Source organism: Bradyrhizobium sp. LB11.1, from assembly GCF_040549385.1.
Classification (GTDB): Bacteria; Pseudomonadota; Alphaproteobacteria; order Rhizobiales; family Xanthobacteraceae; genus Bradyrhizobium.
Map to the genome: position 1 here is coordinate 805,028 of NZ_JBEPTH010000002.1, position 14,207 is coordinate 819,234.

General features: G+C 63.9%; 14 protein-coding genes. 7 read left to right on the forward strand and 7 right to left on the reverse strand.

Annotation, left to right across the window (positions count from 1 at the left end; all coding sequences use genetic code 11):
* Complete coding sequence (locus ABIA96_RS07600; protein WP_354136395.1) at positions 1-465, forward strand: GNAT family N-acetyltransferase; 465 nt, start codon at positions 1-3, stop codon at positions 463-465.
* Positions 462-1,058: a glutathione S-transferase family protein gene (locus ABIA96_RS07605; protein ID WP_354136396.1), complete on the forward strand. Its 597-nt coding sequence runs from the start codon at positions 462-464 to the stop codon at positions 1,056-1,058. The genes ABIA96_RS07600 and ABIA96_RS07605 overlap by 4 nt, the downstream gene beginning before the upstream one ends.
* 110 nt (positions 1,059-1,168) lie before the next feature.
* Here ABIA96_RS07605 and fabI read toward each other — a convergent pair whose 3' ends face one another.
* The 3 genes from fabI to fabA all read right to left on the reverse strand — a co-directional run bounded on the left by fabI (position 1,169) and on the right by fabA (position 3,874).
* Complete coding sequence (gene fabI, locus ABIA96_RS07610) at positions 1,169-1,966, reverse strand: enoyl-ACP reductase FabI (RefSeq protein WP_354136397.1); 798 nt, start codon at positions 1,964-1,966, stop codon at positions 1,169-1,171.
* Between the two features lie 122 nt (positions 1,967-2,088).
* A complete protein-coding gene (fabB, locus tag ABIA96_RS07615) occupies positions 2,089-3,312 on the reverse strand; it encodes a beta-ketoacyl-ACP synthase I (protein ID WP_354136398.1) in 1,224 nt (407 codons plus the stop codon).
* Between the two features lie 40 nt (positions 3,313-3,352).
* Positions 3,353-3,874 carry a 3-hydroxyacyl-[acyl-carrier-protein] dehydratase FabA gene (gene fabA / locus ABIA96_RS07620; RefSeq protein ID WP_354136399.1) on the reverse strand — a complete coding sequence of 174 codons (522 nt, stop codon included), beginning with the start codon at positions 3,872-3,874 and terminating at the stop codon, positions 3,353-3,355.
* A gap of 357 nt (positions 3,875-4,231) precedes the next feature.
* Here fabA and irrA point away from each other — a divergent pair, with 357 nt between their 5' ends.
* Positions 4,232-4,720, forward strand: coding sequence for an iron response transcriptional regulator IrrA (gene irrA, locus ABIA96_RS07625; protein ID WP_354136400.1), 489 nt, complete (start codon positions 4,232-4,234; stop codon positions 4,718-4,720).
* 68 nt (positions 4,721-4,788) lie between these two features.
* Here irrA and ABIA96_RS07630 read toward each other — a convergent pair whose 3' ends face one another.
* Positions 4,789-5,319, reverse strand: a complete 531-nt coding sequence (locus ABIA96_RS07630; protein WP_354136401.1) for an SH3 domain-containing protein — start codon at positions 5,317-5,319, stop codon at positions 4,789-4,791.
* Between the two features lie 326 nt (positions 5,320-5,645).
* Between ABIA96_RS07630 and ABIA96_RS07635 the strand changes: the two genes are divergently transcribed.
* Entirely contained in the window at positions 5,646-6,647 is a 1,002-nt protein-coding gene (locus tag ABIA96_RS07635; protein ID WP_354136402.1) for a 2-hydroxyacid dehydrogenase, read from the forward strand.
* Positions 6,648-6,787: 140 nt separating this feature from the next.
* On the opposite strand, the gene ABIA96_RS07640 is transcribed toward ABIA96_RS07635, so the two are convergent.
* Positions 6,788-7,699, reverse strand: a complete 912-nt coding sequence (locus ABIA96_RS07640) for a LysR family transcriptional regulator (RefSeq protein ID WP_354136403.1) — start codon at positions 7,697-7,699, stop codon at positions 6,788-6,790.
* Between the two features lie 116 nt (positions 7,700-7,815).
* Between ABIA96_RS07640 and ABIA96_RS07645 the strand changes: the two genes are divergently transcribed.
* Positions 7,816-8,823, forward strand: coding sequence for an aldo/keto reductase (locus ABIA96_RS07645; RefSeq protein ID WP_354136404.1), 1,008 nt, complete (start codon positions 7,816-7,818; stop codon positions 8,821-8,823).
* Positions 8,824-8,828: 5 nt separating this feature from the next.
* Here the strand turns inward: ABIA96_RS07645 and ABIA96_RS07650 are convergent, their stop codons facing one another.
* The gene (locus tag ABIA96_RS07650; protein WP_354136405.1) at positions 8,829-9,632 is read right to left on the reverse strand and encodes a HesA/MoeB/ThiF family protein; all 804 of its coding nucleotides are present in this window, start codon (positions 9,630-9,632) and stop codon (positions 8,829-8,831) included.
* Positions 9,633-9,845: 213 nt separating this feature from the next.
* Here ABIA96_RS07650 and ABIA96_RS07655 point away from each other — a divergent pair, with 213 nt between their 5' ends.
* A complete protein-coding gene (locus ABIA96_RS07655; protein ID WP_354136406.1) occupies positions 9,846-11,207 on the forward strand; it encodes a serine protease in 1,362 nt (453 codons plus the stop codon).
* Between the two features lie 86 nt (positions 11,208-11,293).
* On the opposite strand, the gene ggt is transcribed toward ABIA96_RS07655, so the two are convergent.
* Positions 11,294-12,973, reverse strand: a complete 1,680-nt coding sequence (ggt, locus tag ABIA96_RS07660; protein WP_354136407.1) for a gamma-glutamyltransferase — start codon at positions 12,971-12,973, stop codon at positions 11,294-11,296.
* 243 nt (positions 12,974-13,216) lie between these two features.
* On the opposite strand from ggt, the gene ABIA96_RS07665 reads away from it, so the two are divergent.
* The gene (locus ABIA96_RS07665; RefSeq protein ID WP_354136408.1) at positions 13,217-13,957 is read left to right on the forward strand and encodes a nucleotide-binding protein; all 741 of its coding nucleotides are present in this window, start codon (positions 13,217-13,219) and stop codon (positions 13,955-13,957) included.
* The last annotated feature ends 250 nt before the right edge of the window (positions 13,958-14,207 follow it).

Genomic DNA, 14,207 nt, shown 5'->3' on the forward strand with positions numbered 1-14,207 from the left:
ATGTCAGATCCGATCATCCGCCCCGCGCGCGCCGACGAATATGACGAGATCGGCCGGATCTGGATGGAGAGCTGGGTCTCGACCGGGCTCGGCGAGGCGAGCGAGTTCCTGCTGGCAAACCTGCGTGCGCGCATCCGGCGCGAGATGGAGAACGGCTGGAACCTGTTCGTCGCCGACGACGATGGCACGATCGCCGCGATGCTGGCGCTGCATCTGCCAAAGCTCTATCTCGATATGCTTTTCGTCGGGCCCGCTTATCAAGGGCAATCGCTCGGTCGGAAATTGCTCGCCTTCACGCGCACACACATGCCGGATGAAATGTATCTGCGCTGTGTCCGCGAGAACGAAAAGGCCTGGCGCTGGTATGAGCGCGAAGGTTTTGTGTTCGAGAAGGAAGAGGTCGAACCGTCGAACGGATTCGTGATGAAGTACTACCGGTGGAAGAACAAAGGTCCGCTCCCATGATCAAACTCTATTGGTCGCCCCGCTCGCGTTCGTTCTCGACGCTTTGGCTGATGGAAGAGAGCGGGCTGCTCTATGAGCGCGTGCTGACCGACATTTCGACCGGAGCGCAGAAGGCGCCGGACTTTTTGAAGGTCAATCCGATGGGCAAGGTACCGGCGCTTGCCGATGGCAATGCCGAGCTCGGCGAAGCTGCCGCGATCTGCGCCTATATCGCCGACCGCTATCCCGAAACGAAGCTCGCACCAGCTGTGACAGATCCGCGCCGGGCGCGCTATCTGCAATGGCTGTTCTTCTCGCCGGGCTGCATCGAGCCGGCGATCATCCAGATTTTCACCAAGATCGAGGTGCCGACTTCCACCGCGGCCTGGGGCAGCGCGACGCAGGTCTTCGACGTACTGGAAGCGGCGCTCGCCAAAGGCCCATGGATTCTCGGCGAGGAATTTTCCGCCGCCGACATCACGATCGGCTCGGGGCTGAATTTCGCGGTGCGCCTGTTCAAGATGGTGCCGTCGCGCCCTGCCTTCGACGCCTACATCGCGCGCTGCATGGCGCGGCCGGCGTTCCAGCGCGCGGAGACAATTGCGGCGGGGTAAAACAGCTCTCGTAGGGTGGGCAAAGCGAAGCGTGCCCACCATCTGGTCGCGATTATTGAGAGGTGGTGGGCACGTCGCTGACGCTCCTTTGCCCACCCTACAGGATCCGTCTATTCCGCCTTCAAATCGTCCGGCCTCGGCATCAGGACGGTGTTGTAGCCGGAATCGACATAGTGGATTTCGCCGGTCACGCCGCCGGAGAGATCCGACAGCAGATACAGCGCCGAGCCGCCGAGCTCATCGAGGGTAACGCCGCGGCGGAGCGGCGAATGCTTTTGCATGAACGCGAACATCGCGCGCGCTTCGCCGATGCCGGAGCCTGCGAGCGTACGGATAGGGCCGGCGGAGATCGCGTTGACGCGGATGCCGCGCGGCCCGAAATCGGAGGCGAGATAGCGCACCGAGGCTTCCAGCGCCGCCTTGGCCACGCCCATCACGTTGTAATTCGGCATCGCACGCTCCGAAGCGCCGAAGGTGAGCGTGATCATGCTGCCGCCTTCCGTCATCAGCTCGGCCGCGCGTTTTGCGACCTCCGTGAACGAGAAGCAGGAGATCATCATGGTGCGTGAAAAATTCTCGCGGCTGGTGTCGGCGTAGCGGCCCTTCAGCTCGTTCTTGTCGGCAAAGCCGATCGCGTGGATGACGAAGTCGAGCTTGCCCCACTTGTCGCGCAAGACGTCGAACGTGGCGTCGACGCTGGCAATGTCCTCGACGTCGCAAGGCAGCACCAGATCAACACCAAGCGATTCCGCCAGCGGCTTGACGCGCTTGCCTAAAGCCTCGCCCTGGAAGGTGAAAGCAAGCTCGGCGCCATGGGCATGCAGCGTCTTCGCCATGCCCCAGGCGATCGAATGATCATTGGCGATGCCCATGATCAGACCGCGCTTGCCTTTCATCAAACCTTCCATTGCTCGATCACCTTCCGCTTTCGTCATGGGCTTCAAGGGCCTTCAAAGCATGAGGCCAAGACGTGGATGGCCGGGACAAGCCCGGCCATGACGAGAAAATCAACAGTGCGCCAACAAGGACGTCACACATCCAGCCGGCTGAACACCAGCGTGGCGTTGGTGCCGCCGAAGCCGAAGGAGTTCGACAGCACGGTGCCGATTTTAACGTTGTCGATGCGCTTGCGCACGATCGGCATGTCGGCAAATACAGGATCGAGTTCCTGGATGTGCGCGCTCTCGCAGATGAAGCCGTTGTTCATCATCAGCAGCGAATAGATCGCCTCCTGCACGCCGGTCGCGCCAAGCGAGTGGCCGGTCAGCGCCTTGGTCGCCGAGATCGGCGGGCACTTCTCGCCAACGCCGAACACGCGTCGTAACGCGTCGATCTCCGGCGGATCGCCGGCCGGGGTCGAGGTCGCGTGCGGATTGATGTAGTCGACCTTGGTCTTCACCGTCGACATCGCCATGCGCATGCAGCGCTCGGCGCCTTCACCCGACGGTGCGACCATGTCGTAGCCGTCCGACGTCGCGCCATAGCCGACGATCTCGCCGTAGATGCGGGCGCCGCGCGCCTTGGCATGCTCGAGCTCTTCCAGCACCAGCACGCCAGCACCGCCGGCGATGACGAAGCCGTCGCGGTTGATGTCGTAGGGACGCGAGGCGGTCGCGGGCGTGTCGTTGTACTTCGACGACATCGCGCCCATGGCATCGAACAGCACCGACAGCGACCATTCGAGCTCCTCGCAGCCGCCGGCGAAGACGACGTCCTGCTTGCCGATCTGGATGGTCTCATAGGCGTTGCCAACGCAATGGTTCGACGTCGCGCAGGCCGAGGAGATCGAATAGTTCACGCCCTTGATCTTGAACCAGGTCGCGAGCGTTGCCGAGGCCGTGGACGACATCGCCTTCGGCACGGCAAACGGACCGACGCGCTTCGGTCCCTTGGTACGGGTGATGTCGGCGGATTCGACGATAGTGCGGGCGGAGGGGCCGCCGGAGCCCATGATGATGCCGGTGCGGACGTTGGAGACTTCGTCAGGCGACAGACCGGAGTCCTGGATCGCCTGCTCCATCGCAACGTGGTTCCACGCCGCACCCTGGCCGAGGAAGCGCATTGCACGCCGGTCGACAACCGTCGAAGGATCGAGCGTCGGTGCACCTTGCACCTGCGAACGGAAGCCGAGCTCGGCATATTTCTCAGCCCGCGAAATGCCTGACTTCGCCTCGTGAAGGCTCGCAAGCACTTCCTGGGTGTTGTTTCCGATCGACGAGACGATACCCATCCCGGTGATCACAACCCGCCTCATGACAGCCTCGCCTATATCGTTATCTTCTTGGTGATGCGCGTTAGCTCAGGCTCGTGCCCTGCTTGAACAGACCGACCTTCAGATCCTTCGCGCGATAAATAATCTGGTCATCGACCGAAAGCCATCCGTCGGCGATGCCGAGCACCAGCTTTGAACGCATCACGCGCTTGATATCGATGTTGTACACAACCTTGCGGGCCTCCGGCAGCACCTGGCCGCCGAACTTCAATTCGCTCAGGCCGAGCGCACGGCCGCGGCCTTCGCCACCGGACCAGCCCAGATAGAAGCCGACCATTTGCCACAGCGCATCGAGACCGAGGCAGCCGGGCATGACGGGATCATTCTTGAAGTGGCAGCCGAAGAACCAGAGGTCGGGTTTCACGTCGAGCTCGGCGCGTACCACACCCTTGCCGTACTCACCGCCATTGTCGCTAATTTCCGTGATGCGATCGAACATGAGCATCGGCGGCAGCGGCAATTGTGCATTGCCGGGGCCGAACATCTCGCCGCGGGCACATGCCAGCAAATCTTCGTATTCGTAACCGTTGCGCCTGTTCAGCATGCGGAAGCCTCTAGTTTGAACCCCGATTGAGCGGCGTTTCTGGCAAGAATGGGCCCCGTTTCGTTCGCAAAGCAACGCCTTTTGCCGTCGTCAGCAGGCGCGAATGTCGAGAAGCCCGGATGGACTTGCGAACCCGGCCTCAATGCCCGGCTGCGCCAAAATCGGTTAAGCGGAACCGCGCGCTCTCTAACACAGGCCATTTCGGGTAGCAAAGCCGTCTCATGAAGGTAAAATGACGGGGCCTTGGTCCGGTTCCTTTGCTGATTAGAACCACTCCAGTTGCGAGAAACTTGCATCTGCATCTATCTGTCCATATATTACGGATAGATAGTGTTCACGCGTGCCCGAATTCTGGAAATGAGCGAAAATAACGCGATCCTTCACGACGAAGACGCCCATGCGGCCCTTCTGTCCGGCCGCCAGCCGGCCCTAACCGGCTGCCCCTGGCATGACGTCAACGAAATGCTGCAGTCCGCCGGCCTTCGCCCGACGCGCCAGCGCATGGCTCTCGGCTGGCTGTTGTTTGGCAAGGGCGCCCGCCATCTCACGGCCGAAATGCTCTACGAGGAAGCGACGCTGGCCAAGGTGCCGGTCTCACTCGCGACCGTCTACAACACGCTGAACCAGCTCACAGATGCCGGCCTGCTGCGTCAGGTCAGTGTCGACGGCACCAAGACCTATTTCGACACCAACGTCACCACGCATCACCACTACTATCTCGAGAACAGCCACGAGCTGGTCGATATCGAGGATCCGCATCTGGCGCTGTCCAAGATGCCGGAGGTGCCGGAGGGCTACGAGATCGCGCGCATCGACATGGTGGTGCGCCTGCGCAAGAAGCGCTGAGATCGTCGTGAAATCGAATTGCGGTTGTCATGGCCGGGCTTTGTCCCGGCCATTGTCGTTTCAAGCCGTCAGTTCACCTGCTCGTCGGCGTAGACGCCCCAGAGGCGTTCCTGCTGGATCCAGCCGTCAAAACCGTTACCGGCGACGTGGCACCAGCTGGTCGTGCACTTTTTCACCTGTGTGACAACGCCAGCCTGAAGTTTTGCTGCCACCGCGCTGTCAGGATCGGCGCGGTCATAGATCGGCGCGAGCTCGTCCTTGTGCTTCATGGTGACCACCGCAGTGCGGCGGCCCGACAGCAGCGAATGATAGACCCAGCCCTCGGCGCCTTCGGAATCGCGCACCCGGCGCCAGTTCTCGAACTCGGCGGTGATTTCGACCGGCAGACCGGAACGGGTGTAGACCCAGGCCACGTCATTGTCCTTGGTCGGGCCGGCGCGGACGTTGACGTGATCCGATTTGAGGCTGACATAGCGCGGCACCGGCAAACCGCTGGCCGTCTGGGGCGTGGCGTCCTTGGCCGAATGCCCGGGGCTGACCGAGGCGCTTAACCAGGTGCAAACGAGCGCCATCACCGAACAAAAACGCCCCAACGCCATCAACCCGTCTCCTGTCGAAGACCTGGGCCTAAAGCCCGGTCCTCACCCCAAATTCCAAAACCGGCCGCGTAAACCCTCTCCCGCCCCACGCGCGTGTTCCCGAAGCCAAACCCGTGGTTCTTGTCTTGGCCCGGCCTTCTGCTAGAGAGGACAGACGCTTGAACAACCAGTTTGCCCCGATTTTCCGGCCGGAAAGTGGGGGGAAAGCTTGAAGGAAACGCCGGGGACGACACGGCAAACGCAGTGTCGAACAACCGGGTTAATGAGGCCTCAACGGCCGGCCTTTGGTGACAGAGGCGGCCCGCACCGCCTCATGAGGGCAGGACATGTCGGTGAAGAAAAAGCCCCTCGTCGTGGTGACGCGCAAGCTGCCGGACTCGATCGAGACCCGGATGCGCGAGCTGTTCGACGCACGCATCAATCTCGACGACACGCCGATGTCGGCCGAGCAGCTCGCCGAAGCCGCGCGCACCGCCGACATCCTGGTTCCGACGGTCACCGATCACATCGGCGCCGACATCGTCAATCAGCCCGACTGCAAGCTCCGCCTGATCGCCAATTTCGGCAACGGCGTCGACAATATCGACGTCGAGGCTGCGCATGCCCACGGCATCACGGTCACCAACACGCCGAAGGTTTTGACTGAAGACACGGCCGACATGACCATGGCGCTGATCCTGGCGGTGCCGCGCCGGATGATCGAAGGCGCCTCCGTGCTGACGGAGGGAAAGCCCTGGGCCGGCTGGTCGCCGACCTGGATGCTTGGCCACCGCATCGGCGGCAAACGCCTCGGCATCATCGGCATGGGCCGCATCGGCCAGGCTGTCGCGCGACGCGCCCGCGCGTTTGGCCTGCAGATCCACTACCACAACCGCCGCCCCGTGGCGCCGAAGATCGCCGAAGAGCTTGGCGCGACCTATTGGGAAAGCCTCGACCAGATGCTGGCGCGGATGGACATCATCTCGGTGAACTGTCCGCACACGCCGGCGACCTACCATCTGCTGTCGGCGCGCCGGCTCAAGCTGATCCGGAAGGACGCCTACATCGTCAACACCGCGCGCGGTGGAGTCACCGACGAAGACACGCTGATCAAGCTGATCGAAGGCGGCGAGATCGGCGGCGCCGGCCTCGACGTCTACGAGCATGAGCCTGCGGTCAATCCAAAGCTGGTGCGGCTTGCGAAGGCCGGCAAGGTGACGCTGATGCCGCATATGGGCTCAGCCACGATCGAAGGCCGCGTCGAGATGGGCGAGAAGGTGATCATCAATATCCGCACCTTCCTCGACGCGCACAAGCCGCCGGATCGCGTGCTGCCGAGCATGCTCTGAGGTTCCAATCAACTGCGTGATACGCTCTCCGCCCTCATCCTGAGGAGCGCGGAACCCGCGTCTCGAAGGATAGCCGCGGGCGAGATCCGGGCCTGCATGGTTCGAGACGCGCGCAAGAGCGCGCTCCTCACCATGAGGGTCTACTGTCTGCGCGTCTCGCGCTTGCGCCAGTCCGCGACGAAATCGATGAAGGCGCGCAGCGCGGGCGGTGTCTGGCGCCGGCTGGGATAGTACAGGAACGGGCCGGGGAACGGCTCGCACCAGTCTTCCATGAGACTCACCAGCGCGCCGGACTTCACGGCGTCACCGACATAGCCATCAAGGCTTGCCCAGATGCCGGCGCCGGCAAGCGCGGCACGCATCGCAAGACTCATGTTGGTCGAGATCAGTTTTGCCGGCGGATCGACCTTCACGATCTGACCAGCCTTCTCGAACTCCCAATCATGCATCACGCCGCTCGAGTAGCGGGCGCGGATGCAATCATGATCCAGCAGATCCTTCGGATGCTTCGGCCGGCCACGGCGCGCGACGTAGTCGGGCGATGCGACGACGACATAGTGCTGCGGACCAGTCAGCGGGATCGCGACCATGTCCTGCGCGAGATGCTCGCCATAGCGCACGCCGGCATCGTAGCCTGCGCTGACGATGTCGACGAAACCACTCTCGGAGACGACATCGAGGTCGATCTGCGGATAGGCCGCGAGAAATGGCCCGACCATCGGCGTCAGCACGAGATCGACCGCCGGCGGCGGCGCGTTGATGCGCAGGCGGCCAGAGGCGAGCTCGCGCAAGCCCCGGACCTGATCCAGGGCATCCCCGACGTCCCGCAGCGCCGGAGCCACCCGCGACAGCAGCAACTCGCCCGCCTCGGTCAGCGCGACACTGCGGGTGGTGCGGTTCATCAGGCGGACGCCAAGGCGCTCCTCCAGATCCCGCAACCGCTGGCTAAGGCTCGAAACGGACACGCGAATTTCGACCGCCGCGCGCCGGAAATTGCGGGTGCGGGCGACCGCCACGAAGGCGTCGAGATCGCGCAGGTCGGGGTTCGCCATTGTTCGGTACGATGAACAAGCTATTCCGCATTGTCCAGCTTATCCCGGCAATCGGGCAAGCGCATATCAGACCTCGTCACGCGGCGCCGTGCGCCGCCTTTTCGAGGAGAGCCATCATGGAACAACGCAAACTTGGTTCGACCGGCCCCAATGTGTCCGCCCTTGGTCTCGGTTGCATGGGCATGTCCGAGGTCTACGGCCCCGCCGACCGCGGCGAGAGCATCGCCACGGTTCACGCCGCGCTCGATGCCGGCATCACGCTGCTCGACACCGGCGATTTCTACGCCATGGGCCACAACGAGACGCTGGTGCGCGAGGCGCTGGCGAATGTCCCGCGGGACAAGGTGCAGATCAGCGTGAAGTTCGGCGCGCTGCGCGGCCCTGCCGGTGAATTCGTTGGAATAGACACACGACCGGCCGCGACCAAGAATTTTCTGGCCTATTCGCTGCAACGGCTCGGCACCGACTATATCGACGTCTACCGCCCGGCGCGTCTCGATCCCAATGTACCGATCGAAGAAACGATTGGCGGCCTCGCCGATCTCGTGAAGGCTGGCTATGTCAGGCACATCGGCCTGTCCGAGGTCGGCTCCGACACCATCCGCCGCGCACACGCCGTGCATCCGATCGCCGATCTCCAGATCGAATATTCGCTGATCGAACGCGGCATCGAACGCGACATCCTGAAAACCTGCCGTGAACTCGGCATCGCCATCACCGCCTATGGCGTGCTGGCGCGCGGCCTGATCAGCGGCCATTGGTCGAAGGACAGCGGCAAGGTCGGCAGGGACTACCGGCTGATGAGCCCGCGCTTCCAGGGATCGAACCTCGATACCAATCTGGCGCTGGTGGAGCAGCTGCGGGCGGTCGCCGAAGAGATCGGCGCGACACCGGCGCAACTCGCGATTGCCTGGGTCGCGGCGCAAAGCAAGGAGATCGTGCCGCTGATCGGCGCCCGCACCCGCAACCGTCTCACCGAGGCGCTCGGCGCGACCAGGGTGACGCTGACGCCGGCTCACCTTGCCGCGCTGGCAAAGGCCTTCCCGCCGAACATAGCCGCCGGCACGCGCTATGCGGCGGAGCAGATGGCACATCTCGACAGCGAGAAGCCGGCCAGCAAGTAACCCAATCAGGTGCGATGGGCGCTGAGATCGGTGATCACAGGCCCGTCGCCATTGAGCGGATTGGCCGGATCGCGCGCATAGCGCAATGTCTCGAAGCGCATCGCACGGGCATCGATCATCAGGAGGCGGCCGACCAGGCCGTCGCCAAAACCGACGATCTCGCGGATCGCCTCCAACGCCATCATCGAGCCCATGACGCCCGCAAGCGCGCCCATGACGCCGGCCTCCGCGCAGGCCGGCACGGTGCCAGGGGGGGGCGCCTCCGGAAACAGGCAGCGATAGGTCGGGTTGAAGACGCCCTGCTCGTTTGTCTCGTGCGCGCGGATGGTGGTGAGCGAGCCGTCGAAGGTGCCGAGCGCCGCAGTGATCAGCGGCCTCTTCGCAAAAAAGCAGGCATCGGAGACCAGATAGCGCGTCGAGAAATTGTCGGAGCCATCGAGCACCAGATCGTAGTCGCCGATCAGGCTCAGCGCATTGTCGGCATTGAGCCAGGTCGCGTGGCCAACAAACCGCACATGCGGATTGAGCGCCGCGATCCGCTCGGCCGCGCTCTCGACCTTGTGCCGGCCGATATCGGGTGTCGTATGGATGACCTGACGCTGCAGGTTGGACAGCGACACGACGTCGTCATCGACCACGCCGAGCGTGCCAATGCCGGCCGCAGCCAGATACATCAGAGCCGGCGCGCCGAGCCCGCCGGCGCCGATTGCCAGCGCGGAGGCCCGCTTCAGCGCAGCCTGGCCGGGACCGCCGACATCGCGCAGCACGATATGGCGGGCATAGCGTTCGAGTTCGTCCGGGCTCAGCATCGTCGTCGTTCCTCTCAACCCTCATGGTGAGGAGGCGCGGAGCGCCGTCTCGAACCATGCAGGCCCGCCTCTAGCGCCTTGGCCTTCATCCTTCGAGACGCCGCTTCGCGGCTCCTCAGGATGAGGGGCAATACCTGAACCACCGCAACATTGTTCGCGACCAACGAGATGTGCTTCAATGGCAGCGCGTTCAATGGGCTGGCTGGATTTGTCATGAGATCGATGCTTGCGGCAACACTGATGTTGGCGTCCGCCACAGGCGCCAGCGCCCAGATGACGACGCCGCAGCTCCCCGGCACCAGGCCGAAAGTGATCCAGACCGTTCCGATCAAGCCGCCCGCCCTGCAGACGCCGTCGGAAACCGCGGATGGGATGGCGCAGGCCGAGCGGCTATCGCTTCAGTCCGATCTCGCCTGGGTCGGCGAATATAACGGCGCCATCACCGGCGACGTCAGCTCACGCATGGTCGACGCCATCAAGGAGTACCAGAAGGCCAAGGGCGGTAAGCCGACCGGCGTGCTCAATCCGCAGGAGCGCGCCGCGCTCGCCGAGACCGCGCGACGCAAGCAGGAGGGCGTCGGCTGGAAAATCGTAACGGAGACGACGAGCGGCGCACGGCTCGGTATTCCCTCAAAGCTGGTGCCGCAGCAGTCTACAGACGCCAACGGCTCGAAATGGACCTCGCCGACCGGAACCGTGCAGGTGCTGCTCAGCCGCCGCAAGGAGGCGAACCCGACCACCGCAAAACTCGCGGAAGCCGAGAAGAAGGAGCCGGCCGGGCGCAAGATCGACTACACCGTGGTGAAGCCCGACTTCTTCGTGCTGTCAGGCTTGCAAGGCCTGAAGAAGTTTTACGTGCGCGGCACGTCGAGAGGCGACGAAGTCCGCATCATGACGATTCTGTACGACCAGGCGACCGAGAACACGGTCGAACCGGTCGTGATCGCGATGTCGAGCGCATTCAACGCATTTCCGTCGGGTCCACAAGCCGGGCCACCGCCGCGCAAGACCGTCGAATACGGCACCGGCATCGTCGTCAGCGATGACGGCGCGATCGTCACGGACCGTCTCGTGACAGACTCTTGTCTTGCGATCACCATCGGCGGCTACGGCAATGCCGACCGCCTCGCCGAGGACAAGGAGCACGATCTTGCGCTGCTGCACATCTATGGCGCGCGCGGCCTGAAGCCGCTCAGCCTCACAGACGGCGCAACGAAGACGAGCGTCGATATCGTCGGCATCGCCGATCCCCAAAGCCAGGGCGGCGCCGCCGGTGTGTCGAGCGTCAAGAGCGCGCTGGCATTGGTCGGTGGCAGCGATTCCGCGCTGTCACCGCCGCCGGCTGTTGGATTTTCCGGCGGCCCTGCCATCGACGGCGACGGCAAGTTCGCCGGCGTCGCGCTGTTGAAGCCGGCGATGGTGGCAGGCCCTGCGACAGCAGTGCCGGCGTCACAAGCGGTGATGGTCTCGGCGGACACCGTGCGCGATTTCCTGAAGGCGAACTCCGTCACCGCTACCGGCACATCGACGGACGCAAAAGCGGCCGTCGTGCGCGTGATCTGCGTGCGGAAGTAAGCCGGGCCGCGCAGAAGGTACGCTCCCTCTCTCGCAAGCTTGCAGCGAGCCCGCAGCTAGCTGCTCGCGCCAAACCTCCAGGGGCTCTAACCCAACCTGAACCTGATCCCGCTCTTCGCGAGACCACCCGATATCCCCACCGGCGTGCCGTCCGCGCGCCAGCACGCAGCGCCGGTCATGGTACCGTCGTCGTGAAAGGCGATGCCGTTCATGCCGCCGGCGACGGTTGCGACCGGCTGAACCTTGTGGCCGAGCGCCGCGAGCTTCGTTCGCACGGCCTCCGGCACGGCCTGCTCGACCTCCAGCGCATTGCCTTCGGTCCAGACCCGCGGCGCTTCGACCGCTTCCTGCAGGCTCATGCCGTGGTCGATCAGATTGACCAGCGCCTGCATCGCGCTTGGGAAGATGCGCTTTCCACCGGGCAAGCCCAGCGCGTAACGCAGCTTGCCGTCGCGGAGCGCCATCATCGGCGACATCGAAGTGGTCACGCGCTTGCCGGGCGCCAGCGACAGCGCATGGCCGGGACGCGGATCGAACAGGTTCATGTAATTGTTGGCGATGGTGCCGAGACCCGGGATCATGATCTTGGCGCCAAAGAGGTTGTTGATGGTCTGTGTGGTCGCGACCACGTTGCCGAAGGCATCCGCCGCGGTCATGTGCGTGGTGTGTGCGCTCTCAAGCTGCGTGACCCCAGCGCCCCAGGCCTGCGCCCGCGCCGGATCGATCGCACCACGGCGCTCCTCGGCATAGACCTTCGACGTCAGCTTCTCGACAGGCACGCCGACATAGTCAGGATCGCCGCTCGCCGCGGCGCGATCGGCGAAGGCAATTTTGAGGACCTCGGCAAGGTAATGAATGGTCTCTGATGTCCCGAAGCCGAGGCCACCGATATCGTAGCCCTCCAGAATGTTCAGCATCTGCGCGATGTGCACGCCGGAGGCCGCGGGCGGCGGCGGCCCAAAAATGGTCCAGCCGCGATAGTCGGCGCGGATCGGCTGCCGCTCGACGGTCTTGTAAGCCGTGAGATCGTTGCGGCGGATGAAGCCGCCGGCCTTCTCCATGTAATCGACGAAGATGTCGCCGAGCGGCCCTTCATAGAGGGCCCTCTCGCCGTGGTCGGCAATGTAGCGCAAGGTCTCGGCATATTCCGCCTGCACCATGCGCTCGCCAATCCTGAGCGGCTCGCCGTTCGGCAGGTAGATCGCCGCGATCGGCTTGTCCTTGCGCATCTCGGCGGCACTCTCGCTGATGCACTCATGAAGGTAGGGCGTCGCCGCATAGCCGCGCGCGGCGTGCTTGATCGCGGGCTGCATGACGTCGGCGAGGCTCATGGTGCCGAACCTTTGCTGCGTCTCGCACCAGGCTTTCAGCGAGCCCGGCGTGGCGACGGCCTTCGCTCCGTTGAGGTTCTCGTTGCCGACGGTGTCGAATACGTCGTGCGCCGAGCCTGGTTTGGGGATGTAGCTGGTGTCGCGGACCGCCGCGGGCACCGTGCTCTGACCGTCGATGAAGCGGTGACTTCCATCCGCCAGGCGAATATGCGCCATGCCGCCGCCGATGATGCCGACCATCATCGGCTCGACCACGGTCAGCGTGAACAGCGTGGCGATCGCAGCGTCAATGGCGTTGCCGCCGGCCGCCAGCATCTCGGCCCCGGCGCTGGAGGCCAGAGGATGGTTGCTGACCACCATGCCGCGGCTCGAGACCGCCGGCATCTTCTGGCATTCAAAGCTCGTTGCCGTCCGGTCGCGCCAGTTGCCGCCCATGCCGATCACCCTTCTTTTTCACGGCGACGAGCACATCACACGCAGGATTACGGGTCCAGTAATGGTACGGATTAGCTGGCATTCCCGATTCTGCCATCATCGTACCTGTTGATTCGGACATCCGCGGTCCCCTTTGGATCGGGCAGGGCACGTCCTGAGCGAGAAGAGCTCAGCATCAAGAAGCGATGCACGTTCGCGTGGCGTTACCCCTAGACCCAGGCACTCCAAAGGAATCATCTTCCAATGCACACGATCGTACTGGCCACCCAAAAGGGCGGCAGTGGCAAGAGCACGCTCGCCATCGGCCTCGCACTGGCAGCCACGCAGGCCGGCTTCACCGTCCGCCTGATCGAGACCGACCCGCAGGGCACCCTGTCCAACTGGCAGCGCCGCCGCAACAATGACGATGTCGTCGTCGAGCCGATCTATCACGCCGCCGATTTCGCGCCGCGGCTGAAGATGCTGGCTGACAGCGGTCTCCAGCTCGCGATCGTCGACACCGCGGCCGGCCTCAGCGCCGTGACCACCGCCGCAATCCGCTATTCCGACCTCTGCCTGATCCCGGCCCGCCCGAGCGTCGCCGACATCGAGGCAACCGTCTCGACGCTCAGCGTCGCGCGCGCCTGGAAGCGGCCCTACAGCTTCGTGCTGAACCAGACGCCGATCCGCGGCCAGCGCATCGACAACGCGGCCAATACGCTCGCGGAGGAAGCCGCGCTCGATCTCACCGAGGTGCTCGCACGCCCGCTGATCGGGATGCGCAACGATCACCAGGACTCGCTCGCCTCAGGCCTCGCCGTCAGCGAATTCGCACCGAGCGGCAAGTCGACCGAGGAAGTGCGCGGCCTCTGGCAGTGGATCGAGACCCGGCTCAACATCTCGGCGACCAACGTTCTGATCGACCAGGTCATCTCGGCCGCCGACGATATGCTGCTCGTCGCCGCCGAGCAGGTGTCGAACGAAACCACTGTTCTGGCGTCCTGAGCGGAGCGATCGCTCGGGCCGCAGACGGGCCGTTCGCTATCCGGTGAATGACCCCAAGCGACGAAGCAATCCGGCGACCAGCCCGGCCGGATTGCTTCGCTTCGTGTTTTTTTGGCGATGGCGGCCGCGCCGTCGAACAAAATGTCGAAAACAAGTGTCATTCGGCCTGCAATATTGACCCCCTAAGCCGGGGGATCGGCGTCCAAAATTGACCCCCTATAGGTTGGTCTGTTGCGCTGCCTGCTTCGCA